Source organism: Kribbella sp. NPDC054772, assembly GCF_053611945.1.
This window is the reverse complement of the sequence record NZ_JBSHBJ010000042.1, coordinates 39743-66447: the sequence shown is the minus strand read 5'-3', so window position 1 is coordinate 66447 and position 26705 is coordinate 39743. Positions and strand designations below refer to the sequence as shown.

General features: G+C 69.1%; 26 protein-coding genes. 16 read left to right on the top strand and 10 right to left on the bottom strand.

The window, feature by feature from the left end; translation table 11 throughout:
* Positions 1 to 107: 107 nt before the first annotated feature.
* Positions 108 to 3122, bottom strand: coding sequence for an alpha-mannosidase (locus ACWGID_RS37705; RefSeq protein ID WP_452204155.1), 3015 nt, complete (start codon positions 3120 to 3122; stop codon positions 108 to 110).
* Between the two features lie 192 nt (positions 3123 to 3314).
* Between ACWGID_RS37705 and ACWGID_RS37700 the strand changes: the two genes are divergently transcribed.
* The gene (locus tag ACWGID_RS37700) at positions 3315 to 4355 is read left to right on the top strand and encodes a TAXI family TRAP transporter solute-binding subunit (RefSeq protein ID WP_452204154.1); all 1041 of its coding nucleotides are present in this window, start codon (positions 3315 to 3317) and stop codon (positions 4353 to 4355) included.
* A 22-nt stretch (positions 4356 to 4377) separates the two neighbouring features.
* On the opposite strand, the gene ACWGID_RS37695 is transcribed toward ACWGID_RS37700, so the two are convergent.
* Both ACWGID_RS37695 and ACWGID_RS37690 read right to left on the bottom strand, forming a co-directional pair.
* Positions 4378 to 5730, bottom strand: coding sequence for an ATP-binding protein (locus ACWGID_RS37695; RefSeq protein WP_452204153.1), 1353 nt, complete (start codon positions 5728 to 5730; stop codon positions 4378 to 4380).
* Between the two features lie 36 nt (positions 5731 to 5766).
* Positions 5767 to 6432: a response regulator transcription factor gene (locus tag ACWGID_RS37690; RefSeq protein ID WP_012918592.1), complete on the bottom strand. Its 666-nt coding sequence runs from the start codon at positions 6430 to 6432 to the stop codon at positions 5767 to 5769.
* A 118-nt stretch (positions 6433 to 6550) separates the two neighbouring features.
* On the opposite strand from ACWGID_RS37690, the gene ACWGID_RS37685 reads away from it, so the two are divergent.
* Both ACWGID_RS37685 and ACWGID_RS37680 read left to right on the top strand, forming a co-directional pair.
* Positions 6551 to 8551 carry a TRAP transporter permease gene (locus ACWGID_RS37685; RefSeq protein WP_452204152.1) on the top strand — a complete coding sequence of 667 codons (2001 nt, stop codon included), beginning with the start codon at positions 6551 to 6553 and terminating at the stop codon, positions 8549 to 8551.
* On the top strand, positions 8548 to 9525 hold the full coding sequence (locus tag ACWGID_RS37680) for a TAXI family TRAP transporter solute-binding subunit (protein ID WP_452204151.1): 978 nt from the start codon (positions 8548 to 8550) through the stop codon (positions 9523 to 9525). The genes ACWGID_RS37685 and ACWGID_RS37680 overlap by 4 nt, the downstream gene beginning before the upstream one ends.
* 226 nt (positions 9526 to 9751) lie before the next feature.
* Here ACWGID_RS37680 and ACWGID_RS37675 read toward each other — a convergent pair whose 3' ends face one another.
* The 3 genes from ACWGID_RS37675 to ACWGID_RS37665 all read right to left on the bottom strand — a co-directional run bounded on the left by ACWGID_RS37675 (position 9752) and on the right by ACWGID_RS37665 (position 12896).
* Entirely contained in the window at positions 9752 to 10405 is a 654-nt protein-coding gene (locus tag ACWGID_RS37675) for a hypothetical protein (protein WP_452204150.1), read from the bottom strand.
* Between the two features lie 192 nt (positions 10406 to 10597).
* Positions 10598 to 11635, bottom strand: a complete 1038-nt coding sequence (gene mgrA, locus ACWGID_RS37670) for an L-glyceraldehyde 3-phosphate reductase (protein ID WP_452204149.1) — start codon at positions 11633 to 11635, stop codon at positions 10598 to 10600.
* Positions 11636 to 11939: 304 nt separating this feature from the next.
* The gene (locus ACWGID_RS37665; RefSeq protein ID WP_452204148.1) at positions 11940 to 12896 is read right to left on the bottom strand and encodes a phosphotransferase family protein; all 957 of its coding nucleotides are present in this window, start codon (positions 12894 to 12896) and stop codon (positions 11940 to 11942) included.
* A 96-nt stretch (positions 12897 to 12992) separates the two neighbouring features.
* On the opposite strand from ACWGID_RS37665, the gene ACWGID_RS37660 reads away from it, so the two are divergent.
* On the top strand, positions 12993 to 13613 hold the full coding sequence (locus ACWGID_RS37660; protein WP_452204147.1) for a flavin reductase family protein: 621 nt from the start codon (positions 12993 to 12995) through the stop codon (positions 13611 to 13613).
* A 170-nt stretch (positions 13614 to 13783) separates the two neighbouring features.
* Here the strand turns inward: ACWGID_RS37660 and ACWGID_RS37655 are convergent, their stop codons facing one another.
* Positions 13784 to 14728, bottom strand: a complete 945-nt coding sequence (locus ACWGID_RS37655; RefSeq protein WP_452204146.1) for a hypothetical protein — start codon at positions 14726 to 14728, stop codon at positions 13784 to 13786.
* Positions 14729 to 14913: 185 nt separating this feature from the next.
* Here ACWGID_RS37655 and ACWGID_RS37650 point away from each other — a divergent pair, with 185 nt between their 5' ends.
* Together ACWGID_RS37650 and ACWGID_RS37645 are read left to right on the top strand one after the other, a co-directional pair.
* Positions 14914 to 15477, top strand: a complete 564-nt coding sequence (locus ACWGID_RS37650; RefSeq protein ID WP_452204145.1) for an acyl-CoA thioesterase — start codon at positions 14914 to 14916, stop codon at positions 15475 to 15477.
* Positions 15474 to 16136 carry a potassium channel family protein gene (locus ACWGID_RS37645; RefSeq protein WP_452204144.1) on the top strand — a complete coding sequence of 221 codons (663 nt, stop codon included), beginning with the start codon at positions 15474 to 15476 and terminating at the stop codon, positions 16134 to 16136. The genes ACWGID_RS37650 and ACWGID_RS37645 overlap by 4 nt, the downstream gene beginning before the upstream one ends.
* Here ACWGID_RS37645 and ACWGID_RS37640 read toward each other — a convergent pair.
* Entirely contained in the window at positions 16133 to 16753 is a 621-nt protein-coding gene (locus ACWGID_RS37640; protein ID WP_452204143.1) for a TetR/AcrR family transcriptional regulator, read from the bottom strand. The two genes, ACWGID_RS37645 and ACWGID_RS37640, sit on opposite strands and share 4 nt — an antisense overlap.
* Positions 16754 to 16791: 38 nt before the next feature.
* Between ACWGID_RS37640 and ACWGID_RS37635 the strand changes: the two genes are divergently transcribed.
* From ACWGID_RS37635 to ACWGID_RS37595, 9 genes are all read left to right on the top strand, one after another.
* The gene (locus ACWGID_RS37635; protein WP_452204142.1) at positions 16792 to 17856 is read left to right on the top strand and encodes a DMT family transporter; all 1065 of its coding nucleotides are present in this window, start codon (positions 16792 to 16794) and stop codon (positions 17854 to 17856) included.
* Positions 17741 to 18157, top strand: a complete 417-nt coding sequence (locus ACWGID_RS37630) for a MarR family winged helix-turn-helix transcriptional regulator (RefSeq protein WP_452204141.1) — start codon at positions 17741 to 17743, stop codon at positions 18155 to 18157. The genes ACWGID_RS37635 and ACWGID_RS37630 overlap by 116 nt, the downstream gene beginning before the upstream one ends.
* A gap of 1 nt (position 18158) precedes the next feature.
* The gene (locus ACWGID_RS37625) at positions 18159 to 19403 is read left to right on the top strand and encodes a glycoside hydrolase family 3 N-terminal domain-containing protein (RefSeq protein WP_452204140.1); all 1245 of its coding nucleotides are present in this window, start codon (positions 18159 to 18161) and stop codon (positions 19401 to 19403) included.
* The gene (locus ACWGID_RS37620) at positions 19400 to 19750 is read left to right on the top strand and encodes a YidH family protein (protein ID WP_452204139.1); all 351 of its coding nucleotides are present in this window, start codon (positions 19400 to 19402) and stop codon (positions 19748 to 19750) included. Before ACWGID_RS37625 ends, ACWGID_RS37620 begins: the two co-directional genes overlap by 4 nt.
* 8 nt (positions 19751 to 19758) lie before the next feature.
* Positions 19759 to 20067 (top strand): DUF202 domain-containing protein, encoded by a 309-nt coding sequence (locus ACWGID_RS37615; protein ID WP_452204138.1) that lies wholly within the window; start codon positions 19759 to 19761, stop codon positions 20065 to 20067.
* A gap of 140 nt (positions 20068 to 20207) precedes the next feature.
* Positions 20208 to 20840 carry a DUF47 domain-containing protein gene (locus ACWGID_RS37610; RefSeq protein ID WP_387765841.1) on the top strand — a complete coding sequence of 211 codons (633 nt, stop codon included), beginning with the start codon at positions 20208 to 20210 and terminating at the stop codon, positions 20838 to 20840.
* 2 nt (positions 20841 to 20842) lie between these two features.
* Complete coding sequence (locus tag ACWGID_RS37605) at positions 20843 to 21841, top strand: anion permease (protein WP_452204137.1); 999 nt, start codon at positions 20843 to 20845, stop codon at positions 21839 to 21841.
* Positions 21842 to 21952: 111 nt separating this feature from the next.
* A complete protein-coding gene (locus ACWGID_RS37600) occupies positions 21953 to 23089 on the top strand; it encodes an anion permease (protein ID WP_452204136.1) in 1137 nt (378 codons plus the stop codon).
* A gap of 13 nt (positions 23090 to 23102) precedes the next feature.
* Positions 23103 to 23336: a hypothetical protein gene (locus tag ACWGID_RS37595; RefSeq protein ID WP_452204135.1), complete on the top strand. Its 234-nt coding sequence runs from the start codon at positions 23103 to 23105 to the stop codon at positions 23334 to 23336.
* Positions 23337 to 23383: 47 nt separating this feature from the next.
* On the opposite strand, the gene ACWGID_RS37590 is transcribed toward ACWGID_RS37595, so the two are convergent.
* Together ACWGID_RS37590 and ACWGID_RS37585 are read right to left on the bottom strand one after the other, a co-directional pair.
* Positions 23384 to 23863: a hypothetical protein gene (locus tag ACWGID_RS37590; RefSeq protein ID WP_452204134.1), complete on the bottom strand. Its 480-nt coding sequence runs from the start codon at positions 23861 to 23863 to the stop codon at positions 23384 to 23386.
* 200 nt (positions 23864 to 24063) lie between these two features.
* Positions 24064 to 24819: a lysophospholipid acyltransferase family protein gene (locus tag ACWGID_RS37585; protein WP_452204133.1), complete on the bottom strand. Its 756-nt coding sequence runs from the start codon at positions 24817 to 24819 to the stop codon at positions 24064 to 24066.
* Positions 24820 to 24980: 161 nt separating this feature from the next.
* On the opposite strand from ACWGID_RS37585, the gene thiC reads away from it, so the two are divergent.
* On the top strand, positions 24981 to 26603 hold the full coding sequence (thiC, locus tag ACWGID_RS37580; protein ID WP_452204132.1) for a phosphomethylpyrimidine synthase ThiC: 1623 nt from the start codon (positions 24981 to 24983) through the stop codon (positions 26601 to 26603).
* Positions 26604 to 26705 lie beyond the last annotated feature (102 nt).

The window sequence follows — 26705 nt, the reverse complement described above, 5'->3', positions numbered from 1 at the left end:
CAAGCCCGCCCCCCCCCCCCCCCGGCCCCCCCCCCCCCGCGCCCCCCAAACCCCCCCCCCCGCCCCGCCCCCTCCAAATTCCGTCGCCCGGCTCCTCGGTGGGTGTATCAGGAGCGCTTGAACCGCAGCGTCAGGATCTGGAACGGCCGGAGCTCGAAGCTCACACCGTTGTCCGTCAGCTCACGGTCGGCCAGCTGCCGCTCGAGCAGGTCGACCTCGGTCACCGACGCCGCCTGGAAGGACGGCGTGACGGTGGCGCGGGAGCGGCCGCCGCTCGACTCGTACAGGCGGACGACGACGTCACCCGACTGGTCGTCGGCCAGCTTCAGCGCCTCGACGATCACGTTGTCGTTGTCGACAGCAACGATCGGCGCGACGCCCTCGGCACCGGTGACGAGGCGCTCCGGCAGGTTGATCCGGTAGCCCTCCTCGATCGCCTCGCCGATCCCGGCACCGACGACGAGCGCGTGGTTCACCACGTGCACGCCCTGGTCGGTCTGCGGGTCGGGGAACCGCGGCGCCCGGATCAGCGACGTGCGGATGGTGGTCGTGGTGCCGCCGTCCTCGCGCGCTGTCCGGTTGATGTCGTGCCCGTACGTCGAGTCGTTGACCACGGCCACGCCGTACCCCGCCTCGGCGACGTGCACCCAGCGGTGCGCCGCGATCTCGAACTTCGCCGCGTCCCACGAGGTGTTCTGGTGGGTCGGCCGGAAGATGTGCCCGAACTGCGTCTCGGACGCCGAACGGTCCGCGTGCACGTCGACCGGGTACGCCGCCTTGAGGAACTTCTCGGTCTCGTGCCAGTCCATCTCGGTCTCGATGTCGACCCGCTTGGTGCCCGGAAGCACCCGCAGCGTCTGCGTGACGGTGGACCGGCCGAAGGACCGCTTCACCACCACGACCGCCTCGTCGTCAGCGGTGCTGAAGTCGACGCTGTCGACCTCGGTGACGTCGCGGACGTTGTTCTTGTAGAACGAGTCGACGTCCCACGCGTCCCAGTGGTTCGGGGTGTCCACGTGCAGCTGCAGAAGGTTGCCCGCGGCACCTGGTGCGATGACCTCGCGCTGCGCCTCGACGTCGTACAGCGAGGTGATCAGACCGCGCTCGTCGATGGTGACCCGGATCAGGCCGTTGTCGATGACGCCGTTCTCGACGGTGACCGCCTGGCCCGCGGTGGTCGCGACGCCCGCGCCGAGACCGGCGATGCCGTTGCGGCCGTGCGGCGCGGCGTTGAAGACGATCTGCTCCGAGCCCTCGCCGGCCAGCGCCTGCTGTGCGCGGGAGATGATCGCGTCCAGTTCGTCGGCGATCTTCGCGTACGTCCGCTCCGCCTCGCGGTGCACCCACGAGATCGAGGAGCCCGGCAGGATGTCGTGGAACTGGTGCAGCAGCGCCACCTTCCACAGCCGGTCCAGGTCCTCGTACGGGTAGTTGTCGAGCTTGCCCGCGACGACCGCCGCGGCGCTCCACAGCTCGGCCTCGCGGAGCAGGTGCTCGGTGCGCCGGTTGCCCTGCTTGGTCTTGGCCTGCGAGGTGTACGTCGCCCGGTGGATCTCCAGGTACAGCTCACCGGACCAGACCGGCGCGTGCTCGCTGTACTCCTCCTCGGCGGCGCTGAAGAACTCGGTCGGGGACTCGATGGTCACCTTCGGCGAGGACTCCAGGTTCGCCACTCGGCGGGCGGTCGCGACGAACTCGCGGGTGGGGCCGCCACCGCCGTCGCCGTACCCGAACGGGACCAGCGAGCGGGTCGCGGCGCCGTTCTCCTGGAAGTTCCGCTGCGCGTGCGCCAGCTCACGACCCGACAGGTCGGAGTTGTAGGTGTCGATCGGCGGGAAGTGCGTGAACACCCGGGTGCCGTCGAGACCCTCCCACCAGAACGTGTGGTGCGGGAACTTGTTCTCCTTGTTCCAGGAGATCTTCTGGGTCAGGAACCACTTCGAGCCGGACAGCTTCACCAGCTGCGGCAGCGCCGCGGTGTAGCCGAACGAGTCCGGCAGCCAGACTTCCTGGGTGTCGATCCCGTACTCGTCCAGGAAGAACTTCTTGCCGTGCACGAACTGCCGGGCCAGCGCCTCGCTGCCGGGCAGGTTGGTGTCGGACTCGACCCACATGCCGCCCACCGGGACGATGGTGCCCTCGGCGACGGCCTTCTTCAGCCGCTCCCAGACCTCCGGGTAGTTGTCCTTCACCCAGGCGTGCTGCTGGGCCTGCGAGAACGCGAAGACCAGCTCCGGGTACTCCTCGGCCAGGGTGGCGACGTTCGACACCGTGCGGGCCACCTTGCGGCGGGTCTCGCGCAGCGGCCACAGCCACGCCGAGTCGATGTGCGCGTGCCCGACCGCGGACAGCTGGTGCGCGCTGGCGTGCGCCGGCCGGCTGAGTACGTCGGTCAGCTGCGCGCGGGCGTCCGCGGCGGTGCCGGCCACGTTCTCGTAGTCCAGGGCGTCCAGCGCGCGGCTCAGCGCGCGGAGGATCTCGCGGCGGCGCGGCTCCTGCGGGGACAGCTCCTTCTGCAGGCCGTCGAGCGACTCGAGGTCCAGGATCAGGTCCCACACCTCGGCGTTGAAGACCGCCAGGTCGGCGCGGGTGAGCTGGTAGATCGGGGTCTCACCGAGCTTGGCGCCGATGTCGACCTTGGCGTAGGCGTTGTCGAGCGGGATCTCCGGGTTCGCCGCGCCCTCGACGTAGAACTCGACCCGGTCGCCCGGCGTGGCCGCCGTACCGTCCGGGCCGAGGATCGACAGCGGGGCGTAGGTCTGCCGCGGGTGCAGGCCCTTCAGCGGCTTGCCGGAGGTGGTGTGCACCAGGCCCTCGGCGGAGAAGCCCGGGCCGCCGCTGAAGCCGAGGTCGATGACGGCCTCGATCTCGCGACCTGCCCACTCGGCCGGCACCTGGCCGCTGAACTTGAACCACGCGGTACCCCAGGCCGGACCCCACGGCAGGCCGATCTCGGCCTTCTCGAAGGTTTGGGACAGGGCCTCGGCGGGGGACACCGGCTCACCGGGTGCGTGCCACACCTCGATGTCCAGCGGGACGGCCGCGCCGTAGATCGCGGGGCGGAGCCGCTCCCGCAGGGCGCGCTTGAGCCGCTCCTCGATGAGTTGACGGTCGTCGTGCACGAAATCATCCTCCGGGAAAGGTTCCTCACGCGGCCGCTACGGCCGCACGGATGACAACGCTGTCACACCGACCCCACACCCGTCCAGACGCAGTTTCACCATGATCCCGGGCCTTACCTGTGGGTAGCGGTTCGATTGCGGGCTGCCCGCGCGGCTACCCCCGAGGCCCGGTTGTTGTCTAGGTTGTCCTGCATGGAACGCCCCCGCCTGCTGACCCCTGCCCGGACGACCGGGATGACGCGGCGCAGCATCCTCGGTCTCGGTGCCGCCGCGACGTCCGGCCTGCTGCTGCCCGGCTGCTCCCGTGGCCGCGCCGACGAGCCCGCTCCGGCCGCCGCCGGCACCTTCGTGACCGGCAACCTGAACGGCGTCTACGACGAGTTCGGTACGGCGCTGTGCGGGCTGGTGAGCGAAGTCACGGGCATGGAGCTGAAGCCGGTGGCCAGCAACGGCTCGGTGGACAACCTGGTGAAGGTCGCCGCCGGCGCCGCGGACCTCGGCTTCTGTACGTCGGACACCGCGCTGGCGGCGTACGAGGGCAGCGGCGCGTTCAGCAACGGACCGCGGAAGTTCACCGCGCTGGCCCGGGTGTACGACAACTACGTGCACGTCGTGGTCCCGATGGCGTCGAAGGCGAAGAGCCTCTCGGACCTGAACCCGGACCCGAAGGACCCGACCGGCCAGAAGATGGTCGTCAGCGTCGGACCGCCGCACTCCGGGACGCAGGTCGTCGCGGACCGGATCCTGGACACCGCCGGGGTGGACGTGAAACGCGTCAACCTGACGCTGGAGCAGTCGGTGGCCGCGCTGATCCCCAAGGAAGGCGCCACCCGTGGCGCGATCGACGCGTTCATCTGGAGCGGCGGCATCCCGACCAAGCCGATCGCCGCGCTGCAGAGCACGATCGGGTTCCGGTTGCTGGACATCGGGAACGTGGCCCAGGAGATCGCGCTGAAGGAGTTCGGCGGGTTCGTGGTGTCGTCGATCCCGCCGTCGCAGTACGGGCTGGCCAGCTCGGTGCCGACGCTGGCGGTGCCGAACTACCTGATCGCGACGCCGAAGTTGTCGGACTCGTGGGCCTGGTGGACGGTCAACACCCTGTTCCGCCGGCAGAACGACCTGATCAAGGACCACCCGGAAGCGGGTGCGCTGGACCCGCGGTCGGCGATCGCCACGATGCCGGTCCCGCTGCACCCCGCGGCGGCACGCTGGTACCGCCAGAACCACATCTGAAGCGGGTCCGGGGACCCGCTGCTCAGACGTCGTAGTCGTCGATCAGCGGGACGCGGACCTCGATCACCAGGCCGCCACCGATCGGTGGGCGGGCCACCACCCGGCCGCCGACCCGCGCGGCCTCCGAGCGGACGATCGCGAGCCCGAGACCGGTGCCCGGCATCTCCCGGTGGTGCGCGCTGCGCCAGAACCGCTCGCCGACCTTCTTCAGGTCCCGCGAGCCGAGTCCCAGACCGTGGTCGCGCACCGACATCACCACTTCGGTGCCGTCCCGGGTGACCGAGACCTCCACCGGCGGCGCGCCGTACTTGGACGCGTTGTCGAGCAGTACGTCGAGGATGTCGTCGACCTCGAGCTCGGGCGCGACCCCACCCGGGACCATCTCGCCGATGATCAGCTCCAGGTCGTCGGCGGCGTACACGGCCTTCCAGCCGACCAGCCGTTCCTTGACCGCCTGCGCGAGGTCCAGCGGCGCTTCGTTGCCTTCGGCATCGGCCGACGGGCGGTCCGAGCCGGCCAGCCGGGACAGCCGCTGGACGATCCGGCCCAGCCGGTCGATGTCGCTGAGCGCGAACCGCGCGGTCGGCGACAGCCGGGACAGGCCCTCGATGTGGATCCGGGCCGAGGTCAGCGGCGTCCGCAGCTGGTGCGACGCGTCCGCGACGAACTCCCGCTCACGCTGCCGGGCCTGGTGCAGGCTGAGCGCCATCGAGTTGAAGCTGTCGCCGAGCCGGCGCAGCTCCGGCGCGCGGCCGTCGGTCGACACCCGGGTGTCGAGGGCGCCGCGGGTGATCTGGTGGGTGGCGTTGTCGAGGTCCTGCAGCGGCCGCAGTACCCAGCGGGTGATCGGCCGGACGATACCGACGATGATCGCGCCGATGCTGATCAGCAGGCCGCCCAGCAGGCCGCCCAGCAGCAGCAGCAGGCCCCGCTGCACCTGGTCGCGGGCGCTGTCCGTCGGCACCCGCAGTACGGCGGCACCGAGCACGCTGCCGTTGTTCACGACCGGGCGGGAGACGATCATCTCGCCGGAGCGCCACGGCCACAGCGCCGGCGGCTCGGGTGGCAGCCGGCCGGCCAGCGTGCTGTGCAGGGCCGCGGCGATGTCCTCTTCCTTGACGTCGACACCGGACACCGAGGTGGCGATGACGCGGGAGTCGACGTCGACGACGAAGACAGGGGTGTTGTAGAGCTCCTGGTACCGGACCGCGAGCTCACGCAGGTTCGCGATGTCGCCGGTCTGCAACGGGGACTCCGCCATCGTGGCGAACCAGTCCGCGTCGTTGCTGCGGGACAGGAAGAGGGTTCGCGACGTACTCGTGGCGATGAAGTTCGCCAGCGGGATCACGGCGACGATCGCCAGGGCGACGACCATCGGGACGAGGGACTGCAGTAGTCGACGGCGCAACGGTCAGTCCGAACCGAGGCGGTAGCCGACGCCGCGGATGGTCTGCACCAGTTCGGGGCGGCCGAGCTTGGCCCGCAGGCTGGCGACGTGGACGTCCATGGTGCGCGAGGACGCCTCGAAGACCGACTGCCAGGCGTACAGCGCGACCTGTTCACGGGGGACCACCCGGCCGTGGTGAGCGGCCAGCACTGCGAGCACGTCGAACTCCTTGCGGGTCAGGCTGATGGGCTTGTCCGCCACCTGCACCGTCCGGGCCTCGATATCGACGGTCAGGTCGCCGACAGTCACCCGGGGGCGGGGTTGGAGGAGACCGGTACGACGAAGTACAGCATCGATGCGGGCCAGCAGCTCGGAAATCGCGAACGGTTTCACCACGTAGTCGTCGGCGCCGCTGCGCAGCCCGCGCACCCGGTCGGCCGCCTCGCCCCGCGCGGTCACCGCGATCACCGGGACGTCGGACACCGTACGGATCTGCCGGCACACGTTGATGCCGTCCCCGTCCGGCAGCCCGAGGTCCAGCAGGACCAGGTCGCCGGGGTCCGCCGCCAGGGCGTCCGCGGCCGTCCTGACGTGCGTGACCATCAGGCCGTAGCGCCGCAAGGCGGGTATCAGGGCATTGGCGATATCGAGATCGTCCTCGACCAGCAGAATCCGCACCGCGCCACTCATGCGGTGATCGTAGGCCAGGTCACGACCAGATGTGTCAGATCTTGGTAAAGACGTAATCACACGACTCCACCCAGTGTTCGGCATCATTAGCCTTCCGGACACAGGAGGGAACCGCTAGATGACTGTGGGTGTTGATGGCGGGGGTGGTGCAGCCGCGCCCTCCGAGGAAGAGCTGGCCGAGTACGAGCAGGAACGGCCCGCTCGGCGGCTTCGGCCTGCCCTGGACCTGGTGATTTCGGTCTGGTGCGCAATCATCAGCGTCGGCGTCCTCGCGCAGGTGTTTTTCCCATTACCACAAGGCACCCAGTTCTACCTGGTGATCTTTCTCGCAGCGGTTCTGCCGATCACCTTGCTGTGCTATCGCGGTATCCCGGGCCGCCGGCGCGCCCATGACGATCCGGGCGTCCTCGACTGGGTCCTCGCCGCGCTCGCGCTGGCGGTGTGCGTCTACCCGCTGTTCGACTTCGACGGCTTTCTCGAGCGCCGGCAGGCCCCGACCGCGTTGGACGTCGTCGCGGGGGCGATCCTGCTCGTCCTGCTGCTCGAGGCATGCCGTCGCACCACTGGCTGGGTCTTGCCGGTGTTCAGCCTGGTGTTCATCGCGTACGCGTACTACGGCGGCTACCTGCCCTACACCTGGTCGCTGGCCCACCAAGGGTTCAACTTCGACGCGATCATCGCCCAGTTCACGATGGGTACGGCGGGGTTCTACGGGACACCGTTGAGCGTCGCGGCGTCGTACATCGTGCTGTTCACCATCTACGGCGCGGTGCTCGACTACTCGGGCGCCGGCAAGTTCTTCATCGAACTGTCGTTCGCGGCCTTCAAACGCAGCCGTACGGCGCCCGGCCGGACGGTCACGCTGGCGGGCTTCCTGCTCGGCAGCGTGTCGGGATCCGGTACGGCGACCGCGGTGTCGCTCGGCACCGTGTCGTGGCCGATCCTGCGCCGCGCAGGCTATCCGCCCGAACCGGCAGGCGGAATGCTTGCCGCGTCCGGGATCGGGGCGATCCTGTCGCCGCCGACGCTCGGCGCGGCTGCGTTCATCATCGCGGAGTTCCTGCAGGTGTCGTACCTGAAGGTCCTCGGGTTCGCGGTGATCCCGACGATCCTCTACTACCTCGGGATCCTGCTCGCGATCGAGATCGACGCCCGCAAGCACGGGACGACGTCGGCGGAGACCTCGCAGCAGTCCGCGTGGCGGTTGTTCGTGCGGTTCGGGTACCACTTCCTCTCGCTGTTCGTGATCATCGCGTTCATGGCGGTCGACGTACCGCCGTTCAAGGCCGTCGTCTACGCGGTGATCATCCAGTTCGGTCTGTCGTTCCTGGACAAGGAGCACCGGCTGACCGGCCGGCCGCTGTTCAAGGCGCTTGCCCAGGGCACCCGTTCGGTGCTGCCGGTGGCCGCGACCTGCGCGACCGCGGGCGTGATCGTCGCGGTCACCACGCAGACCGGGCTCGGGCTGAACCTCGCCGAGATCATCGTCAACGCGGCGAAGGGGCTGACCGACAACCACACCGTGGTGCTGATCCTGACCGTGGTGCTGTCCGCGCTCGCGGTGCTGATCCTCGGACTCGCGGTGCCGGTGACCGCTTCGTTCATCATCGCGGCGGTGATCATCTCGCCGGCGCTGGTGAACCTCGGGGTCACGCAGCCCGAGGCGTACATGTTCATCTTCTACTACGCCGTGCTGTCCGAGGTGTCGCCGCCGACCGCGCTGGCCGCGGTCGCGACTGCCGCGATCACTGGTGGCAAGGTGATGCCGACGATGTGGCAAGCGTGGAAGTACACGCTGCCCGCGTTCCTGGTGCCGTTCGCGTTCGTGCTCACCGACAACGGGTCGCACCTGCTTGGTCAGGGATCGTTCGTCGGGATGGTGTGGACGACGCTGGTGTCGATGCTGGCCGTCGCCGCGCTCGCCGTGGTGACCGGTGGCTGGGTCTTCGTCCGGGCGACCTGGGTCGAACGCGCGGTCTGCGTACCGGCCGCCGCGTTGCTGCTCTACCTCGCGCCCGTAACCATCACGGCCGGAATCTGTTTGCTACTTGTCGCCGTCGTCATCAACCTGGTCCGGCGGCAACGCCAGACCGTTGCCGAGGAAGGAACCGCTGGATGAGATTCCGTCGCCTCCCGACCGCCGCGGTGGCGCTCGTTGCCGTCGCCGCCCTGACCGCCTGCGGTGGTCAGCGCGAACCGTCCGGATCCGGATCGGCCTCCGGTGGCCGGCTGACGATCGCCACCGGCAACACGACCGGCGTGTACTACCAGCTCGGCGGCGCGCTGGCCTCGGTGATCTCGCAGAAGGTCTCCGGGTACCGCGCGACGGCCAGCGAGACCGGTGCCTCGGTGCAGAACATCCAAGGACTGGTCGCGGGCAACTACGACATCGCGTTCTCGCTCGGCGACTCGGCCTCGGACGCGGTCAAGGGTGAGAACAGCTTCAAGGCGAAGCAGGACGTGGTGGCGCTGACCCGGCTGTACAACAACTACACGCAGGTCGCGGTCCGGACGTCCGCCGGGATCAACTCGATCGCGGACCTGAAGGGCAAACGGGTCTCGACCGGTTCGCCGAACTCCGGCACCGAGGTGATCGCGCACCGGCTGCTCGAGTCGGCGGGACTGGACCCGGCGAAGGACGTGACGGCGCAGCGGCTCGGGCTGCCGGAGTCGGTGGACGCGATGAAGTCCGGCTCGATCGACGCGCTGGTCTGGTCCGGCGGGCTGCCGACCGGCGGCATCACCGACCTGGTCACCAGCATGGGCAAGGGCGTGAAACTCTTGCCGCTCGCCGATCTGCTGCCCAAAATGCAGGAGAAGTACGGCACGATCTATGCCCAGGCACCGATCCCGGCGGCGACGTACAAGCAGCCGGCCGATGTCGCGACGATCGTCGTGCCGAACGTCCTGCTGGTCCGCAAGGACATGAAGGACGAGCTGGCGGAGCAGTTGACGAAGACCATCTACGACAACAAGGACGCTCTGGTCGCGGTGAACGCGGCCGCGAAGGGCATCACGCTGGAGAATGCCGACCAGACCGATCCGGTGCCGTTGCACCCGGGCGCGAAGAAGGCGATCGACGGCTTGCGCTGATCGACAGGGTTATCGCATGGGTACCGGGTAAACGGGCCGATCGGTGACCAGCACCCAGACCGTCCTCTCTCGCACACCAGGCGCAGCGGGGGAGGACGAAGGGCCCGCCTCCGCACACCAGGCGCAGCGGCGGCGGGACCCACGCCGGCCCCACATCCAGGCGCAGTGAGAGCCGGCAGAACGGGCTCGGCCCCGGCGGAGGCATCCGCCGGGGCCGAGTCCTTGTCTAGTGCGGTTCCTCCTCGCGCGGCATCGGGGTGCCGTACAGGTAGTGCGACAGTGCGGAGTCCCGCTTCGGGTGCGCGTGGTACTTGATCGGTACGACGCGTCCCTCGGCGCTGTCCCAGGCGTTGTCGGCCATCCGCCACATCCGGTGCGCCATCCGACCGGCCATGCCGGTGTGCGGCGAGGACGGGTGCGTGCGGGTCGGCGCGATCTCCTCGGCCTCCAGCAGGTCCTCGGTCAGCGCGTTCACGTCGGAGCCGTCGAGCTGCTCGGAGATGTCCCGGCTGTACGCCGCTTCCATCGTCTCGTGCTCGGCGAGCAGCTTGTCGATGTGCTGCCACAGGTCGGCGTGGTGGAGATGCAGGAACCTGCTGTCGCCGTACTGCCGTCCCTTGAGGTAGCGCAGCAGGCGTTCCAGTTCCTTGGCGTTGCCGACGTACCTGGTGACCAGGAACTCGCCGTCGGGGAGGTGCCGGACGTGCGGGAGGAGCACGTCTTCCGCGGCGGCCAGGTGCTGCGCGGCGATGGCGTAGAACCAGTCGGTCTGATGCCGCTGAGCGGGATGCACGGCATCCGGGTGGTGCGCCGGCCCGGCCAGCTCGCGGATCCGGGCGTGTTCGTAAGTCAGGGCCAGTTCGAGCGTCGAAGCGGTCATGGCAACCACCTCCTGGGGTTATTCCCAGCGTGTGCCCATCCCGGGCGGTCCGCAACCACCTCACCGCGCTCCGTAATCCTCCGGTCATAGCCCGCAGACGGTCATGGCCCCGCAGGCGGTCATGGCCCCGCAGACGCGGAGGCGCCCGCCACAGGTCGTGGCGGGCGCCTCAGAACGGCGGGTGCGTGCGGGTCAGCTGTCCGAGCTCTTCTTCCAGAGGTTGATCCCGGCCTCGACCGCGTCGGCGTCGATGGCCTCGAGCTCCTCCTCGGAGAACTTCAGGTTCCGGACCGTGGCCAGGTTGTCCTCGAGCTGGGCGACGCTGGAGGCGCCGATCAGCGCGCTGGTCACGCGGTCGTCGCGCAGCGTCCAGGCGAGCGCAAGCTGCGCCACGGACTGGCCGCGCTGCTTCGCGATCTCGGCCAGCGCGCGGACGTGCTTGAGGGTGTCCTCGGTGAGCGAGTCCGGGTTCAGCGACTTGCCCTGCGCGGCCCGCGAGTCGGCCGGGATGCTGCCGTCCAGGTACCGGTTGGTGAGCACGCCCTGCGCCAGCGGCGAGAACGCGATCACGCCGACGCCGAGGTCACCGACGGCGTCCAGCAGGTCCTCCTCGATCCACCGGTTCAGCATCGAGTACGACGGCTGGTGGATGAGCAGCGGCGTACCCATCTCCGCCAGGATCCGCGCCGCCTCCCGGGTCCGATCTGCGGAGTACGACGAGATGCCGGCGTACAGCGCCTTGCCCGAGCGGACCGCCGTGTCGAGCGCACCCATCGTCTCCTCGAGCGGGGTGTCGGGGTCGAACCGGTGCGAGTAGAAGATGTCGACGTAGTCCAGGTCCATCCGGCTCAGCGACTGGTCGAGCGAGGCGAGCACGTACTTCCGCGAGCCGCCGCCCTGACCGTACGGGCCCGGCCACATGTCGTACCCGGCCTTGCTCGAGATGATCAGCTCGTCGCGGTACGGCTTGAAATCGCGCGCGAAGTGCGTCCCGAAGTTCGTCTCGGCCGACCCGTACGGCGGGCCGTAGTTGTTCGCCAGGTCGAAGTGCGTGACGCCGAGGTCGAACGCCCGCCGCAGGATGTCGCGCTGCGTCGCGAACGGCTTGTCGTCGCCGAAGTTGTGCCACAGCCCGAGCGAGATCGCCGGCAGTTTCAGCCCGCTCCGCCCGGTCCGCCGGTAGCTCATCTGGTCGTCGTACCGGTTCTCAGCCGCCACATAATCAGTCACGGAACCCCAGTCTGCCGCATGTCACAACAAGTGCAAACCCCCTTGTTTTCCAGCAGAAACCCCAGCACTGACACCAAGAGCCTGACCTTCTTGATCCGGGGCGCGGTCGGCATCCCCGGCCCGAGCGAGGTTCCCGGCTCGGGCGAGGTTCCCGGCTCGGGTGAGATGCCCGGCCCGGGGCGAGATCACCCGGCCCCGGGTGAGATCCCCAGCTCGAGCGAGATCCCGGCTTGGGCGAGATCCCGGCTCGGGTGCGGTCCCCGGCTCGAGCGTGATCCCCGGTTCGGGTGAGATCGCCGGCTCGCTAGGTGAGGCCGGACCAGGGCGCCGGCGGGTTGGTGGTGAAGAAGTGCAGGATGCTGAGCAGCCGGCTGGCGGGCGGGGCCGTCCAGTGCCGCTGACCGGGCCACGGGTCGGCGGTGACCTTCCCGACGGCCCAGGCGAGGTGGAACCAGAGGACAGCGGCGCACAGCTGCTCCTCCGACTCGCGTGACGCTGCGTGCCCGACGTACTCCGGGACGAGCCCGGCGACCTGGATCAGCGGCAGCTTGGCGAACTCCATCGCGCGCGGCGCCCACGCGGCGTCACCCCAGTCGATCAACGCGCGGAGCTCGTTCGCCGGTCCGGCGAGAAGGTTGTGGCCGGCAACGTCCCCGTGGATCAGCACCTTCGGCTCGCTGTCGTCGATCCGCTCCGCGAGCCGACTGAACCATCCGCTCAGCCACTTCGCCGTCCCCGCATCCACATACCCACCGGTCGCCAGCTCGTCGACCGTCCGCCAAGGATCACCCCAGCCGTCCTCCGGCACCCCCGGGATCTCCGCCGCGAGCCGGGCACCGCCGTCTGCTGCCGGTCCTGGGATCTCCGCTGGGCGCCGAGCCCTGCCGTCCGCTGCCGGCTTCCGCTCGATCTGGTGCAGTCGGGCGAGTTGTTCGGCCAGCCCGGTTGGTGCGTCGGTGGGCTCGGTGCCGTGTACGCGCTCCATCACCACGTATCGCGAGTCGACGAGGCGCCTGCTGTCGTCGTACTCGATGATCGCCGGGGTCAGTACCCCGACGGAACGGGCGGCTGGTACGACGTGGGTCTCCTTCAGCAGATCGGCCTCGTATCCCGGCCGCGACACCCGCAGGAACAGCTCCTCGCCGAGCACGAACGCGCGGTTGGCGACCCCGCCGGCGACCTCGCTCACCTGCCCGGGATCGACGCCGTGCCGCTTGGCCACAGCGATCGCCTGGTCCAGGAAGTCGTACTGCTCGCCCAAACCATCTCTCCGTCGAACGCTGGGTACGTAGGAAACGCCGGCCGGATCCGCGAGGCGGCTGATGGCGGCGCTCCACGAGTTTGATGTACTGCGGGCGTGCGTGTCGATGTGAATCCGGACAGCGTCGGGCGACGGGAGTTCTACGCGCTGCTGAACTCGGTGGTCGTGCCGCGACCGATCGCGTGGGTGTCGAGCCGATCGGCCGCCGGCGTGCTGAACCTCGCGCCACACTCGTTCTTCACCGTGGCCAGCGTGCAGCCGCCGATGGTGCAGTTCACCTCGGTCGGGCGCAAGGACAGCCTGAACAACGTCGAGGCGACCGGTGAGTTCGTGGTGAACTTCGCTGCGGAGCCGCTGTACGAGCAGGTGAACGCTTCCGGGACGAACTTCCCGCCCGAGGTCTCGGAGTTCGCGGCAATCGGCGTCACCACCGAACCGTCCCGAACGGTCGCCGTACCGCGGGTCGCGGAGTCGCCGGTGGCGATCGAGTGCACGCTGCACACCACGATCGAGCTCGGCGACTGCACGCTCGTGATCGGGCAGGTCCGGCACATCGCCGTCGACGCCGCCGTCCTGGACGGTGACCACCCGGAGATCCGCCGGCTCCGCCCGCTCGCCCGGCTCGGCAAGGACGAGTGGACGACCCTCGGCGAGGTCCGCTCGATCTCCCGCATCCGCTACTCGGACTGGCCCGGCCACTTCACACCTCCCGAATAGTTGCTCACAGCACCTGTCACCACAGCACCTGTTGTCACCCGCGCCTGTCGTCACCCCACGTGTCGGCACCGCACCAGTGGCCACCGCACGAGTCGGCGCCGCACGGGTCGGCGCAGCGCCTGCCATCACCGCGCGAGTCGCCACCGCGCCTCTTGGCACCGCATCTGTTGTCACCGGGCTGCCTCTCGGGTGGCGAGGATCTTTGTGAGGGACTCGAGTTCGTGGGAGAGGCGCAACGGTGCGTGGTCGAGGGACACGGTCGTCGCCGGGTGCCAGCGGAAGTCCGGGGTCACGAGGTAGACGTCCGGCGACAGGGGGCCGGGGTCGCGGGAGTGGCAGCGGGCTGCGACGTTCAGGAGGAGGCCGAGGGCCGGGATGACCGAGAGGTCCTCGATCACGTGCAGCAGCAGGGTGTCCCGGGCCGGGACGGCGGCGAGTACGCCGTACGGCGCGTGCTCCACGTGGAGCGAGTCGCGGAGCACGGTGTCGAGCACGAGCGCACGGGAGGCAGCGAAGGCTGAACCGGTGACGAAGGTGACGCGTAGGTCGTCGTGGTCGACGGACTCCACGTGGTCCTCGAGGCGGCGGAGGTTCGCCAGCCCGAAGCACTCGGCATCCGACCAGGTCAGCCCCAGGTCGGCGGGCTCGAGGAACATCGTCACGATGCCGTCGTCAGCCGTGGACGGGACGGACAGTAGGCCGGGCACGAAGTCGGGACGGTCCGCCGTCCAGTCCGGCGGCAGTGACTCGCGGGGCACGAGTCGTTGGATCAGCTCCCGCTCAGGATCGGCAGGCGGCGGCACCGGGCCCGCGCTGAGTTGCTCGACGAGGTGACCGAAATGCTCCGCGATCAGCTCCGGCCAGCGATCCTCGCCGAACCTGGCCAGGATGCGGGCGAGATTGCTCAACCCGAGCACCGGCCCGCTCGCGGACGGATCGCTCGGCACCAGTGCCGCTCCGCCCTGGTAGGTGACGGCGAGGCCGAGGTCGGCCGCCGTGGCCAGCGCGAGTCGCACGAGCCACATCGCCTGGCGCCGGGAGAGTGGAGTGAACTCCGGATCGGCGTGGCCGGAGTTGTTGCCTTGGGCATGTTCGGTGGGGACGTCGAGGGTCATCGCGGGCCTCCCTGATCGGCAGCGGCTGCAGAAGTCGGCAGAGAAGGTACGAGGATCGGCCTCCGCCGAACGCCCGAATCCGAACCTGTGGACAACCTCGACGGGTACGCTGCGCAGACCCCGGCCAGACCCGACCTGGTCCCGACACGCCCCCAACACGCCCACAGGCGCCCGAAGGAGCCCGCATGTCCAGCAGTCCGTCGTCGCGGCCGACCTCCGAGACCCGGCTCTCGCTGTCGCACATCACCGCGCAGAACGAGACGAACCTGCTCGGCACCGTGCACGGCGGCGTGATCATGACGCTGGTCGACTCGGCGGCGGGCGTGGTCGCGGCGCGGCACTCGGGTGGTCCCGCGGTCACCGCGTCGATGGACGAGATGGTGTTCCTGGTCCCGGTGCGGGTCGGCGACGTCGTGCACTTCAGCGCGCAGGTGAACTGGACCGGCCGCAGTTCGATGGAGGTCGGCGTACGGATCACCGCTGATCGCTGGGACGCGGTGGGTCCGGAGGTACACGTCGCGTCGGCGTACCTGGTGTTCGTGGCGGTCGACGCGGAGGGGAAGCCGCGCGAGGTGCCGCAGGTGGATCCGGTGACGGACGAGGACCGCCGGCGGCTGCGCGAGGCCGAGATCCGGCGGAGCCACCGCCTGGCCCGCCGCGCCGCGATCATCGCCTCCCGCGAGGAAACAGCACCGACCGAGGAAACAGCAGAAATCGAGGACGCCGTACCGGCAAGGGGCGCGCGGTGAAGGTCGTCGAGTATGCCCGGCGGAACCCGTCGGCCGTCCTGCTCGTGGTCCAGCTGCTGGGCGTGCTGGTCTACCCCGCGATGGAAGGATCACGGCCCGGCCGGGTCGCGTTCGAGATCCTCGGCATCGTCGTTCTCGTGCTCGCGGTGTTCTCCGTCCGCGCCACCCCAGGCCTCACCTGGATCAGCATCTGCCTAGGGATCCCGGCGGTCGTGCTCTCGGTGCTCGACGCGTTCAACCCGACCGAGCCGGTGGTCGCGATCTCCGGCGTCCTGCACGCCGCCTTCTACTTCTACGCGGCGTACTGCCTGCTCCGCTACATGCTCTCCGACCACGACGTCAGCGTCGACGAACTCTTCGCGACCGGCGCCACGTTCACGCTGGTGGCCTGGGGATTCGCCTACCTGTACGTGTTCGTGCAGGCCGTCGTCCCCGGCAGCTTCACCGCGGCCGTTGCCCCGGCCAACGACCGTACCTGGATGGAGCTGCTCTTCCTAAGCTTCACGACGCTGTCCAGCACCGGCCTGAGCGACATCGTCCCGATCACGTCCTGGGGTCGCTCGGTCGTCATGCTCGAACAACTCGCCGGCCTCGGGTACGTCGCCATGGTCGTGTCCCGCCTCGTCGGCCTGACCCTCACCAAGCGCACCAGCTCCTAGGCCCGCGGCCACCCGGCCAGCAGATCGGCGGCCGCCCGCGCCGCGACCTCGGGCGCATCGGTCATCGCCGCCACTCGGTAACTCACGAGCGCTCCCTCGTGCAGCAGCAGCAACCGATCGGCGAGCTCATGGGGATCCGCGAGCCCCGCCGCCGTGGCCTGCGCCGCGAACTCGGACCGCATCCACTGCTTCTGCCCCACGATCACCGGCATCGCCGGATGGTCCGGCGCCGCCAGCTCCACGCTCGCGTTGATGAACCCGCACCCGTTCCGCGAGCCGGCCAGCCAGTCCGTCAGCGCCGCGAACAGCGCCAGGATCACCTCTTCCGGCGTCGCCGGTCGCCGCTGCGCGAGCTGCTCGTCGAGGAACTGGTGCCAGACCCGGTTCCGCTCCTCGAGGTACGCCGCGATCAGGCGGTCCTTCGACCCGAACCGGTCGTACAGCGTCTTCTTGGTCACGTCCGCGGCCGCGGCGATCGCATCGACGCCGACAGTCCGGATCCCCTGCTCGTAGAACAGGGTCGACGCGGCCGTCAGGATGCGCTCGCCGGCGGGGGTCAGCCGGGGCGCCGCGGCCACATCGCGATCCACGATCAGTCTCATCTGCTGGTCGAGCATACTGACAGTATACCGACCGGTGTGGTTACTGTCTCGCTATGACCAAACAGCGGGTGCTCGCCCTGGCTGCCGGAGCCGGGTTCGTCGTGTTCTGGAGCTGCGGCTTCATCGGTGCTCGGTGGGGCACGGAGTACACCTCCGCGTTCGATCTGCTCGCCTGGCGGTTCCTGGTCGCGGGGGTGATCGGAGTCGTGATCCTCGCGATCCGCCGGCCACGCATCTCCCGCCGGGACCTCGTGTCGCAGGTGTGGATGGCGTTCCTCACCCAGTTCGTCTACCTGGGCCTGATCTTCACCGGCATCGACCACGGCATCACGGCGGGCGTGACCGCGCTGATCGGATCGCTCCAGCCGTTGCTGATCGCGACGGTCGCGGGCCCGTTGCTCGGCGAGCGGGTCAATCGGCGTCAGTGGTTCGGATTGGTTCTCGGACTCTCCGGCGTCGGTCTGGTCGTCGCCGACGACCTCAGTGCCGGCCATGGTTCGCCGTTGCTCTTCCTGGTACCGATCGGCGGTCTACTCGGCTTGGTCGCTGGCACCTGCCTGGATCGTCGTCGAAAGCCGAGTACAAGCTCACTGGACGCACTCGCGATCCAGAGCCTGACATCCGCAGTCCTCTTCACCGCACTGGCCGCAGCGACCAACCAACTGACGGTGCCTGAGCAGCCAGGCTTCTACGGAGCCGTCCTCTGGCTGGTGCTCTTGGCGACCGGAGGTGGTTGGGGTCTGTACCTCGTGAACCTCAAGCTGTCCGGTGCGACCAGGATCAGCGCGCTGCTCTACCTGGTCCCGCCGACCACGATGGTGTTCGCGTTCCTGTTCTTCCACGAGACGATCGGTGCACTGGCCGTCGTCGGCATGCTGGTGTGTGCCAGCGCCGTACTGCTGATCCGGGTCGGTGAACAAGTACGCTGCGGGGATGGCGGAACCCCGGTGGCTGAACCAGACAGAAGCGCAGGCGTGGCGTGCGTACATCGCGGCGCAGCGAGTGGTGAGCGGCCGGATCGAGCAGCAACTCCAACGCGACGCCGGAATTCCGCACACGTACTACGAGATCCTCGTCCGGCTGTCCGAGGCGCCCGCCAACCGGCTGCGGATGAGTGAACTCGCGGTCGCCACTCTCGGTTCCCGCAGCCGGCTCTCGCACGCGGTCAACCGGCTCGAGCAGAACGGCTGGGTGAAGCGCGAGGGCATCGAGTCCGACCGCCGCGGCCAGGTCGCGATCCTCACCGAGCTCGGCCGGCAGAAGCTGATCGACACCGCCCCCGGCCACGTCGACGAGGTCCGCAAGTCGATCTTCGACGCCCTCACCCCGGAGCAGGTCGAGCAGTTGTACGACGTTTGCGCGACGCTGGCCCGGCACTCGGGCGACACCATCGACCGAGCGGCCTGGGAGCGAAACTGAGATGAGGCGCCCGGTCGCGCTCCTTGCGCTGACTGCCCTCGCCCTGGCCGGCTGCAGCGGCAACGACTCACCGACCGCGGGACCGAGCACCGCTCCGTCCTCGACGGTCCCGACAACCGAAGAATCCAGCCTGCCCGCCCAGACTCCGACCGAGAGTGCCACCCCGCTCGCGACGCCGTCGCCGAGCAAGCCGCCGACGAAGGCACCCAGCTGCGTCGACCAGAAGCTCCAAGCGTTGACCCTGCGCGAGCAGGCGGGCCAGCTGATCATGACCGGCGTCGACGCGAGTGGCATGAGCTCCGCCCAGCGGACCGTCGTACAGGAGCAGAAGCCCGGCAGTGTCTTCCTGGTCGGCAAGAGTGGCGGTCTCGCGCACACCCGTACGGCGACGGCCGCAGTGACGACTGCTGCCACGGTCAAAGGGGTGCGCCCACTGATCGCCGCGGATCAGGAGGGCGGCCAGATCCAGCGTCTGAAGGGTCCTGGTTTCGACCGGATTCCCGCGGCAACGGTGCAAGGTAGTTGGTCCAGTTCCAAGCTCACCGTGGAGGCGCGGCAGTGGGGCAGTCAGCTCAAGCAGGCCGGTGTCACCGTCGACCTCGCGCCGGTGGCTGACGTCGTACCGAGTTCGCTGAAGTCGCAGAACGCGCCGATCGGGCAGCTGGACCGTGAGTACGGCAGCACGCCGCAGGTCGCTGGGCAGGGCGTGCGGGCGTTCGTCCAGGGGATGCGCCAGGCGGGCGTGGCGACGTCGGTCAAGCACTTCCCGGGGCTCGGGCGGGTGCGCGGCAACACCGACTTCGCGTCGGGTGTCGTCGACAACGTCACGGTGCGCGGTGACGCCGACCTGCAGCCGTTCGCCGACGGGATCGCGGCCGGTACGTCGATGGTGATGATCTCGACCGTGACGTACACCAAGATCGACCCGGACAACCGCGCGGTGTTCTCGCCGACCGTCATTCAGGGCATGGTGCGCGGCGACCTCGGCTGGCGCGGCGTCGTGATCACCGACGACGTGGGCGCGGCCGCCGAGGTCGCGTCGGTCCCGGCCGGTGAGCGCGCGACCCGGTTCGTCGCGGCCGGCGGCGACGTCGTCATCAACGCCAAGGCCGGGCTGACCGAGACCATGGTGAACGCCCTGGTCGACAAGGCGGGGGAGGACAAGTCCTTCGCCGCGAAGCTGACAGGTAGCGTGCGGCGTGTGCTGACCCTCAAACAGGACCATGGTCTGGTGAGCTGCGGATGACCGACGCGGACCAGGATCACGAGCAGGAGCCGGACTACCGCTTCACCCTGGCGAACGAGCGCACGTATCTGGCGTACCTGCGGACCTCGCTCGCCTGCTACGCCGGTGGCCTGTCCGCGGTGCAGTTCCTCGACCTGGGCCCCGACCGCTGGCCGGCTCGGGTGATCGGCGTCATTCTGGTTTGTGCCGGTATCGTGACCACCGGCGGGGCCTTCCGCCGCTGGCAGCAGAACCTGACCGCGATCCGCCGTGGCGGCGCACTCCCGGTGACCCGGCTGCCGCTGATGCTGGGGGCAACGATCGCCGTCGTGGGCCTGGTCGGCCTGCTGTTCTCCCTCTGGCGCTGACTGTGGCGATGAGCACACCGGATCCCGGCCGGCAGCCCGAGCGGACGCTGCTCGCGTGGCGGCGTACCGCGCTCGGCCTGATCGCCAACGGAGCCCTCCTGCTTGCCTCCGGCCACGGCTCGTCCGACGTCCGGACCGGTCTCGGAATCGTCGTTCTGGTGCTCTCCATGGGCTGCTGGACCGCTGTCAGCGCCGTCTACCGGCGGACCAAGGGCGGAGCGGTGCATGCCCTCGGCCACCAGCACGTGCTCCGGGTCGCGGCCGGTCTGGTGCTCGTCGTCGGCCTCTTCGACCTGTACGCCGTCATCACGCGCTGAAACCGATCGGTTACCCATTGTGGACCGCTTGACTGGCAAGTTCATCACGACGCGCTACGTTGACCCGGGCTGATGCCACGTCAACCGCATGTTCCCCCTAGCATGTTCACGGTTTGTCCCTCGTTCATCCGGAGCTTGAAGTGCCGTTACGTCTGCGTCCGAACGACCCGACGTTCTACGACCTTTTCACCGAGTCCGCCAACCACCTCGTGGACGGATCCCGGATCCTGGCGGAACTGCTCGGCAGTACGGCGGGAACAGGTCTGTCCTCGAGCCATCAGATCGCCGCCCAGATGAAGGATGCCGAGCACGCGGCCGACGAGACCACGCACTCGATCATCCGCCGGGTCAACTCGACCTTCGTCACCCCGTTCGACCGCGAGGACATCTACCGGCTGGCCTCCGACCTCGACGATGTCATGGACTTCATGGAGGAGGCGGTCGACACCGTCCACCTCTTCAACCTGGAGAAGCTGCCGGAGGAGATCGCCGAGCAGATCGAAGTACTCCAGCGGGCCGCGCAGCTGACCGCGGAGACGATGCCGCGGCTGCGGACCATGAAGGACCTGGCCGAGTACTGGATCGAGATCAACCGGCTGGAGAACACCGGTGACGCGGTCCACCGGCGGCTGATCGCGAAACTGTTCAGCGGCGAGTACGACGCGCTGACCGTCATGAAGCTGAAGACCGTGGTCGACCTGCTGGAGGCCGCGATCGACGCCTTCGAGCACGTCGCGAACACGGTCGAGCAGATCGCCGTCAAGGAGTCCTGAGCGTGGAGCTCGCGCTCGTCATCGCCGTCGTGGTGATCGCCCTCGGCTTCGACTACACCAACGGCTTCCACGACGCCGCCAACGCGATCGCCACCTCGGTGTCGACGCGCGCGCTGACGCCGCGGGTGGCGCTGGGGATGGCCGCGGTGATGAACTTCCTCGGCGCCTTCCTCGGCACCGAGGTGGCCGAGACGGTCGGCAAAGGCATCATCGAGACGCCGGCGGGCCAGCACGGCCTGGTGGTCGTGATCGCCGCGCTGGTCGGCGCCATCACCTGGAACCTGATCACCTGGTACTTCGGCCTGCCCAGCTCCTCGTCGCACGCGCTGATCGGCGGCCTGGTCGGCGCCGGCCTCGCCTCGGCGAGCACCGTGCTGTGGTCCGGCATCGTCGACAAGGTCGTCATCCCGATGGTGCTGTCGCCCGCGGTCGGGTTCCTCGGCGCCTTCCTGCTGATGACCGCGATCCTCTGGCTGTTCCGCAACCGCAACCCCGGCCGGACCACCCGCGGGTTCCGGCTGTCGCAGTCGCTGTCGGCGGCCGCGATGGCGCTCGGCCACGGCCTGCAGGACGCGCAGAAGACGATGGGCGTGATCTTCCTGGCGCTGCTCACCACCGGCCACGCGAACGCCGGCGACGGCATCCCGGTCTGGGTGAAGCTGGCCGCCGCGACCGCGATCTCGCTCGGCACGTATTCCGGTGGCTGGCGGATCATGCGGACGCTCGGCCGCCGGATCATCCACCTGGACCCGGCCCGTGGCTTCGCCTCCGAGGCGATCTCGGCGTCCGTGCTGTACGTGATGGCGATCGGCCTGCACGCCCCGGTCTCCACCACCCACACGATCACCTCCGCGGTGATGGGCGCCGGCGCCACCAAGCGGCTGTCCGCGGTCCGCTGGGGTGTTGCCAAGGGCATCGTCACCGCCTGGGTGCTGACCATCCCGGCGGCCGGGATCGTGGCCGCGCTGGTCTACGAGATCATCCACCGGATCCTCGAGTAGCCCGTTCCGTAATCCTCACGCACGGTGTCCGAACGGGTTCATTTCGAATTCACTCACCCGGCCTACGGTCGATCGACTTTGCTGATCCTCCGCCCCAAGGGAAGTGGTCGCATGGACCTGTCGTTCCTGGTCGTCGTGGTGATCGTCACCGCGTTGGTGTTCGACTTCACCAACGGTTTCCACGACACCGCCAACGCGATGGCGACGTCGATCGCCACCGGCGCTCTGAAACCCAAGGTCGCGGTCGCGGTGTCCGCGGTGCTGAACCTGGTCGGCGCGTTCATCTCCACCGAGGTGGCCAAAACGATCTCCAGCGGCATCGTCGACGACGCGAAGGTGACTGTCCCGGTGATCTTCGGCGGCCTGGTCGGTGCCATCCTGTGGAACCTGCTGACCTGGTACCTCGGGCTGCCGAGCTCCTCGTCACACGCGCTGTTCGGCGGCCTGATCGGCGCCACCTGGATCGCCTCCGGGAGCGACGCGGTCCATTTCGCGACCGTCGTCCAGAAGATCATCGTGCCGGCCGTCCTGGCGCCGATCGTGGCCGGTGTGGTCGCGTTGCTCGGCACGTTCCTGGCCTACAAGATCACCGCGCGGGCCCGGAAGCAGACGGTGAACGACAGCTTCCGCGCCGGACAGATCGCGTCCGCCTCGCTGGTCTCGCTTGCTCACGGCACCGGTGACGCGCAGAAGACGATGGGCGTGATCACGCTGGTGCTGATCACCTCCGGCAGCCTGCCGACAGGCTCGCGGCCGCCGTTGTGGGTGATCCTGGCGGCCGGTCTGGCGATCGCGGCCGGTACCTACCTGGGCGGCTGGCGGATCATCCGGACCATGGGCAAGGGGCTGGCCGAGATCGAGTCGCCACAGGGCTTCGCGGCGGAGACGAGTTCGACCGCGGTGCTGCTGGCCTCGTCCCACCTGGGCTTCCCGCTGTCCACCACGCAGGTCTGCTCCGGCAGCATCCTCGGCGCCGGCCTCGGTAAGCGGCTGGCTGAAGTGCGCTGGACCGTCGCCGGCCGGATGGCCGTCGCGTGGCTGTTGACGCTTCCGGCCGCCGCGGTCGTCGGCGCGCTGTCCGGGCGGGTCGCCGACTCCGGCACGCTCGGGGTGGTCGCCATCGCCGTACTCGCGCTCGTGGCCGGTGGCGCCATCTATGCCGCCTCCAGGCGCCGTCCGGTGACCTCGGACAACGTCAACGAGTACCCGGGCTCCACGACCCCGTCCGTGTCCACCGCGGCCGCCTGAGAGAAGGACGACGATGACCATCAAATGGGGTGCCCTCGGTGAGGTGGCGCTGGTCAGCCTGCTCTTCGGGACCGGCCTGGCAGTGCTGTTCGCGCTCGGCGTGGCAGCGATGTCGCGGCGGGCCGTGGCGATCGACGACAAGCGGCAGCCGTCCTTCGTGGACACCAGCGTCGCTGCGCTGTGCTTCGCCGCCTGTCTGGCGTCCGTGCTCTACGGCCTGTACCTGATCATCCCGCAGTTTCACTAGGAGGTACGACGGGCGCTCTGGCGGGCTGCCCGTCGTACCGGCTGCTGTCAGCGGTTCCAGCGACGGACCGACTTGGCCACGTCCTTGCTGCGGATCGAGCCGAGGTTGTACTCCCAGGCGGCCAGCAGCCGGTCGCCCAGGACCTCGGCGTCGAGGTACATGCGCGGCCGGACCGCCACCGCCCAGGTCGCGGCGGCGGCGTGCCCCTGCTGGTGCAGCAGGTGGTCGACGGTCGCGTGGATGCGAGCGACCTGCTCGCCGCGCAGGCCGTCCGTGGCCCACTCCTGGACGATCTGTGGGTCGTCGGCCGTCATCCGGGCCAGATAGGTCAGTGGGCCGCGCCAGAAGCCCTTGCTGCCGATGTTGTCCAGCGTCTCGAGGGGGAACCAGCCGTTCTGGTTCCGCCGGCCGTTCACCGCGGACTCGATCTCGCGGGCCCGCTCCTGGGTCAGCCCGCGGACCGCCCACTCGACGAAGAACGCCCCCGCGTCCGGGATGTGCTCGGCCACGTGCGGCGCCGGGGTCATCGCCCCTGGGTCGAACAGATGTAGCTCTTCCGGTGAATCGAACAAGACCTTCCCCGCCGTTCAAGTACCCGGGCCGCTCGTGGCGACCCGTCGTACAGGGACCCCCCAGGTACCTGTTCAGTCAACGAGCGCATTCGTACCCTCGATCCGGGTCTAGGGTCAAGGTCTTGTCCGCGCCGGAGCGGCCCCAATCACGGGGGTCAGTTGGCCTGCTTGCGCTTCTCGGCGCGCCGGGCGAGCTCCTCGCGGTCGAGCCGCTCGGCCTCCTCCGGTGTCGGTGCGCTGCCGCCGTACGAAGCCGGCAGCCACCAGGCGCCGGCCGGCTGCTCGGGATAGCTCCGGATCGTCTCGTCGAGCATCCCGGCCATCGTCGAGCGCAGGTGCGCGGTCGCCTCGGCCGGGTCGTCGTCCGCGGTCACCGTGATCGGCGCGCCGACGCTGATCGCGATCGGGCGGTGCCGGGAGAAGTCCCGCGGGTGGTCCTTGGTGAACATCCGCTGCGTGCCCCACAGAATCATCGGGATCACGGGTACGCCGGCCTCGGCGGCCATCCGCACCGTGCCGGTCTTGAACTCCTTGAGCTCGAACGACCGGCTGATCGTCGCCTCCGGGAACACCCCGACGAGCTCGCCCGCCCCGAGGTGGCGGATCGCCTCCTGGTACGACGCGGCGCCCGCGTCCCGGTCGACGGGGATGTGGTGCATCCCGCGCATCAGCGGGCCGGAGTACCGATTGCGGAACAACACCTCCTTGGCCATGAACCTGACGACCCGTTTGGCCGGCACCGCGCCGTACCCACCCAGGATGAAGTCGACGTAGCTGATGTGGTTGATCGCGATCAGCGCTCCGCCGGTGCGCGGGACGTGCTCGGTCCCGGTCCGGCGGATCTGCAGGTCCAGCACCGTGAAGGCGGTCTTCGCGAAGGCGATGACGGGCGGGTACACGAGGTCGCGCATCCCTAGACGGTACCGGCTCGTTAGAGTGGCCGGTGACAAATCGATATCGCGGGAGCTCGCACCGTAGTGGGCTGAGAGGGCGGCTGGTCCAGGAATCGCACCTGGCCGGCGCCGCCGACCGCCGAACCTGTCCGGGTAATTCCGGCGTAGGGAGCACCAGCATGGTGAATGTCAGCACGATCCGTCCGGCCGTCACCACCGGCCCGATCTCGGGCTCGGAGAAGATCTACCGGGGGGACCTCGGGGTGCCGGCGCGCCGCGTCCACCTCACCGACGGCGAACACTTCGACCTCTACGACACGTCCGGTCCGTACACCGACGCGAAGGCCGCGATCGACGTCCAGGCCGGTCTGCCGGCGCTGCGGCGGGAGTGGATCGCCGGCCGCGAGCCGCGGACCCAGCTCGGGCACGCCCGGGCCGGCGTCATCACCGAGGAGATGAGGTACGTCGCCCTGCGGGAAGGGCTCGATCCGGAACTGGTCCGCGACGAGGTGGCGCGCGGTCGCGCCGTGATCCCGGCGAACCGGTGTCACCCGGAGAGCGAGCCGATGATCATCGGGAAGAAGTTCCTGGTGAAGGTGAACGCGAACATCGGAAACTCCGCTGTCAGCAGCTCGATCGAGGAAGAGGTCGAGAAGCTCGTCTGGGCCACGCGGTGGGGCGCCGACACGGTGATGGACCTGTCCACCGGGAAGAACATCCACGAGACGCGGGAGTGGATCCTGCGCAACTCACCGGTGCCGATCGGGACGGTGCCGCTGTACCAGGCCTTGGAGAAGGTGAAGGGCGATCCGGCCGCGCTGTCGTGGGAGGTGTACCGCGACACGGTGATCGAGCAGTGCGAGCAGGGCGTCGACTACATGACCGTGCATGCCGGCGTACTGCTGCGGTATGTCCCGCTGACCGCGCGCCGGATCACCGGGATCGTGTCGCGGGGCGGTTCGATCATGGCGGCGTGGTGTCTTGCGCACCACCAGGAGTCCTTCCTGTACACGCATTTCGCGGAACTGTGCGAGATCCTCCGCGCGTACGACGTGACGTTCTCGCTCGGCGACGGGCTGCGGCCCGGGTGCATCGCGGACGCGAACGACGAGGCGCAGTTCGCCGAGCTGCGGACGCTGGGGGAGTTGACGCGGATCGCCTGGGAGCACGACGTCCAGGTGATGATCGAGGGGCCGGGACACGTTCCGATGCACAAGATCGCGGAGAACGTGCGGCTCGAGGAGGAGCTCTGCGGCGAGGCGCCGTTCTACACATTGGGGCCGTTGGCAACCGATGTGGCGCCGGCCTACGACCACATCACGTCGGCGATCGGAGCCGCCCAGATCGGCTGGCTCGGCACGGCGATGCTCTGCTACGTCACTCCGAAGGAGCACCTCGGGCTGCCGGACCGCGACGACGTGAAGACCGGCGTGATCACGTACAAGATCGCCGCGCACGCGGCGGACCTGGCCAAGGGGCATCCAGGGGCGCAGGCCTGGGACGACACGTTGTCCAAGGCAAGGTTCGAGTTCCGCTGGGAGGACCAGTTCAACCTCTCGCTGGACCCGGACACCGCGCGCTCCTTCCATGACGAGACGCTGCCCGCCGAGCCCGCCAAGACCGCGCACTTCTGCTCGATGTGCGGCCCGAAGTTCTGCTCGATGCGGATCACCGCCGACATTCGCGCGTACGCCGAGGAGCACGGCCTGACCTCCACCGAAGCCGTCGAGGCCGGCTTCGCCGAGATGTCCGAGACCTTCCGGTCCACCGACCAGAAGCTCTACCTCCCGCTCACCGACTGATCGCTGGAGCCCGCGCCCCGCCGGCCGCCGGGGGGGGGGGCGGCGGCCCGTCAAGGACCAGACCGTTACTTCTGGCCGTAGCGCTTCTTGAACTTCTCCACG

What these genes read in the sequence shown, in the direction of transcription:
- ACWGID_RS37700 (WP_452204154.1), top strand. Translation starts at nt 3,315, where the DNA reads ATGGAACGCCCCCGCCTGCTGACCCCTGCCCGGACGACCGGGATGACG.
- ACWGID_RS37695 (WP_452204153.1), bottom strand. Translation starts at nt 5,730, where the DNA reads ATGGTCGTCGCCCTGGCGATCGTCGCCGTGATCCCGCTGGCGAACTTC.
- ACWGID_RS37690 (WP_012918592.1), bottom strand. Translation starts at nt 6,432, where the DNA reads ATGAGTGGCGCGGTGCGGATTCTGCTGGTCGAGGACGATCTCGATATC.
- ACWGID_RS37685 (WP_452204152.1), top strand. Translation starts at nt 6,551, where the DNA reads ATGACTGTGGGTGTTGATGGCGGGGGTGGTGCAGCCGCGCCCTCCGAG.
- ACWGID_RS37680 (WP_452204151.1), top strand. Translation starts at nt 8,548, where the DNA reads ATGAGATTCCGTCGCCTCCCGACCGCCGCGGTGGCGCTCGTTGCCGTC.
- ACWGID_RS37675 (WP_452204150.1), bottom strand. Translation starts at nt 10,405, where the DNA reads ATGACCGCTTCGACGCTCGAACTGGCCCTGACTTACGAACACGCCCGG.
- ACWGID_RS37655 (WP_452204146.1), bottom strand. Translation starts at nt 14,728, where the DNA reads ATGACCCTCGACGTCCCCACCGAACATGCCCAAGGCAACAACTCCGGC.
- ACWGID_RS37650 (WP_452204145.1), top strand. Translation starts at nt 14,914, where the DNA reads ATGTCCAGCAGTCCGTCGTCGCGGCCGACCTCCGAGACCCGGCTCTCG.
- ACWGID_RS37640 (WP_452204143.1), bottom strand. Translation starts at nt 16,753, where the DNA reads ATGCTCGACCAGCAGATGAGACTGATCGTGGATCGCGATGTGGCCGCG.
- ACWGID_RS37635 (WP_452204142.1), top strand. Translation starts at nt 16,792, where the DNA reads ATGACCAAACAGCGGGTGCTCGCCCTGGCTGCCGGAGCCGGGTTCGTC.
- ACWGID_RS37625 (WP_452204140.1), top strand. Translation starts at nt 18,159, where the DNA reads ATGAGGCGCCCGGTCGCGCTCCTTGCGCTGACTGCCCTCGCCCTGGCC.
- ACWGID_RS37620 (WP_452204139.1), top strand. Translation starts at nt 19,400, where the DNA reads ATGACCGACGCGGACCAGGATCACGAGCAGGAGCCGGACTACCGCTTC.
- ACWGID_RS37615 (WP_452204138.1), top strand. Translation starts at nt 19,759, where the DNA reads ATGAGCACACCGGATCCCGGCCGGCAGCCCGAGCGGACGCTGCTCGCG.
- ACWGID_RS37600 (WP_452204136.1), top strand. Translation starts at nt 21,953, where the DNA reads ATGGACCTGTCGTTCCTGGTCGTCGTGGTGATCGTCACCGCGTTGGTG.
- ACWGID_RS37595 (WP_452204135.1), top strand. Translation starts at nt 23,103, where the DNA reads ATGACCATCAAATGGGGTGCCCTCGGTGAGGTGGCGCTGGTCAGCCTG.
- ACWGID_RS37590 (WP_452204134.1), bottom strand. Translation starts at nt 23,863, where the DNA reads ATGACCCCGGCGCCGCACGTGGCCGAGCACATCCCGGACGCGGGGGCG.
- ACWGID_RS37585 (WP_452204133.1), bottom strand. Translation starts at nt 24,819, where the DNA reads ATGCGCGACCTCGTGTACCCGCCCGTCATCGCCTTCGCGAAGACCGCC.
- thiC (WP_452204132.1), top strand. Translation starts at nt 24,981, where the DNA reads ATGGTGAATGTCAGCACGATCCGTCCGGCCGTCACCACCGGCCCGATC.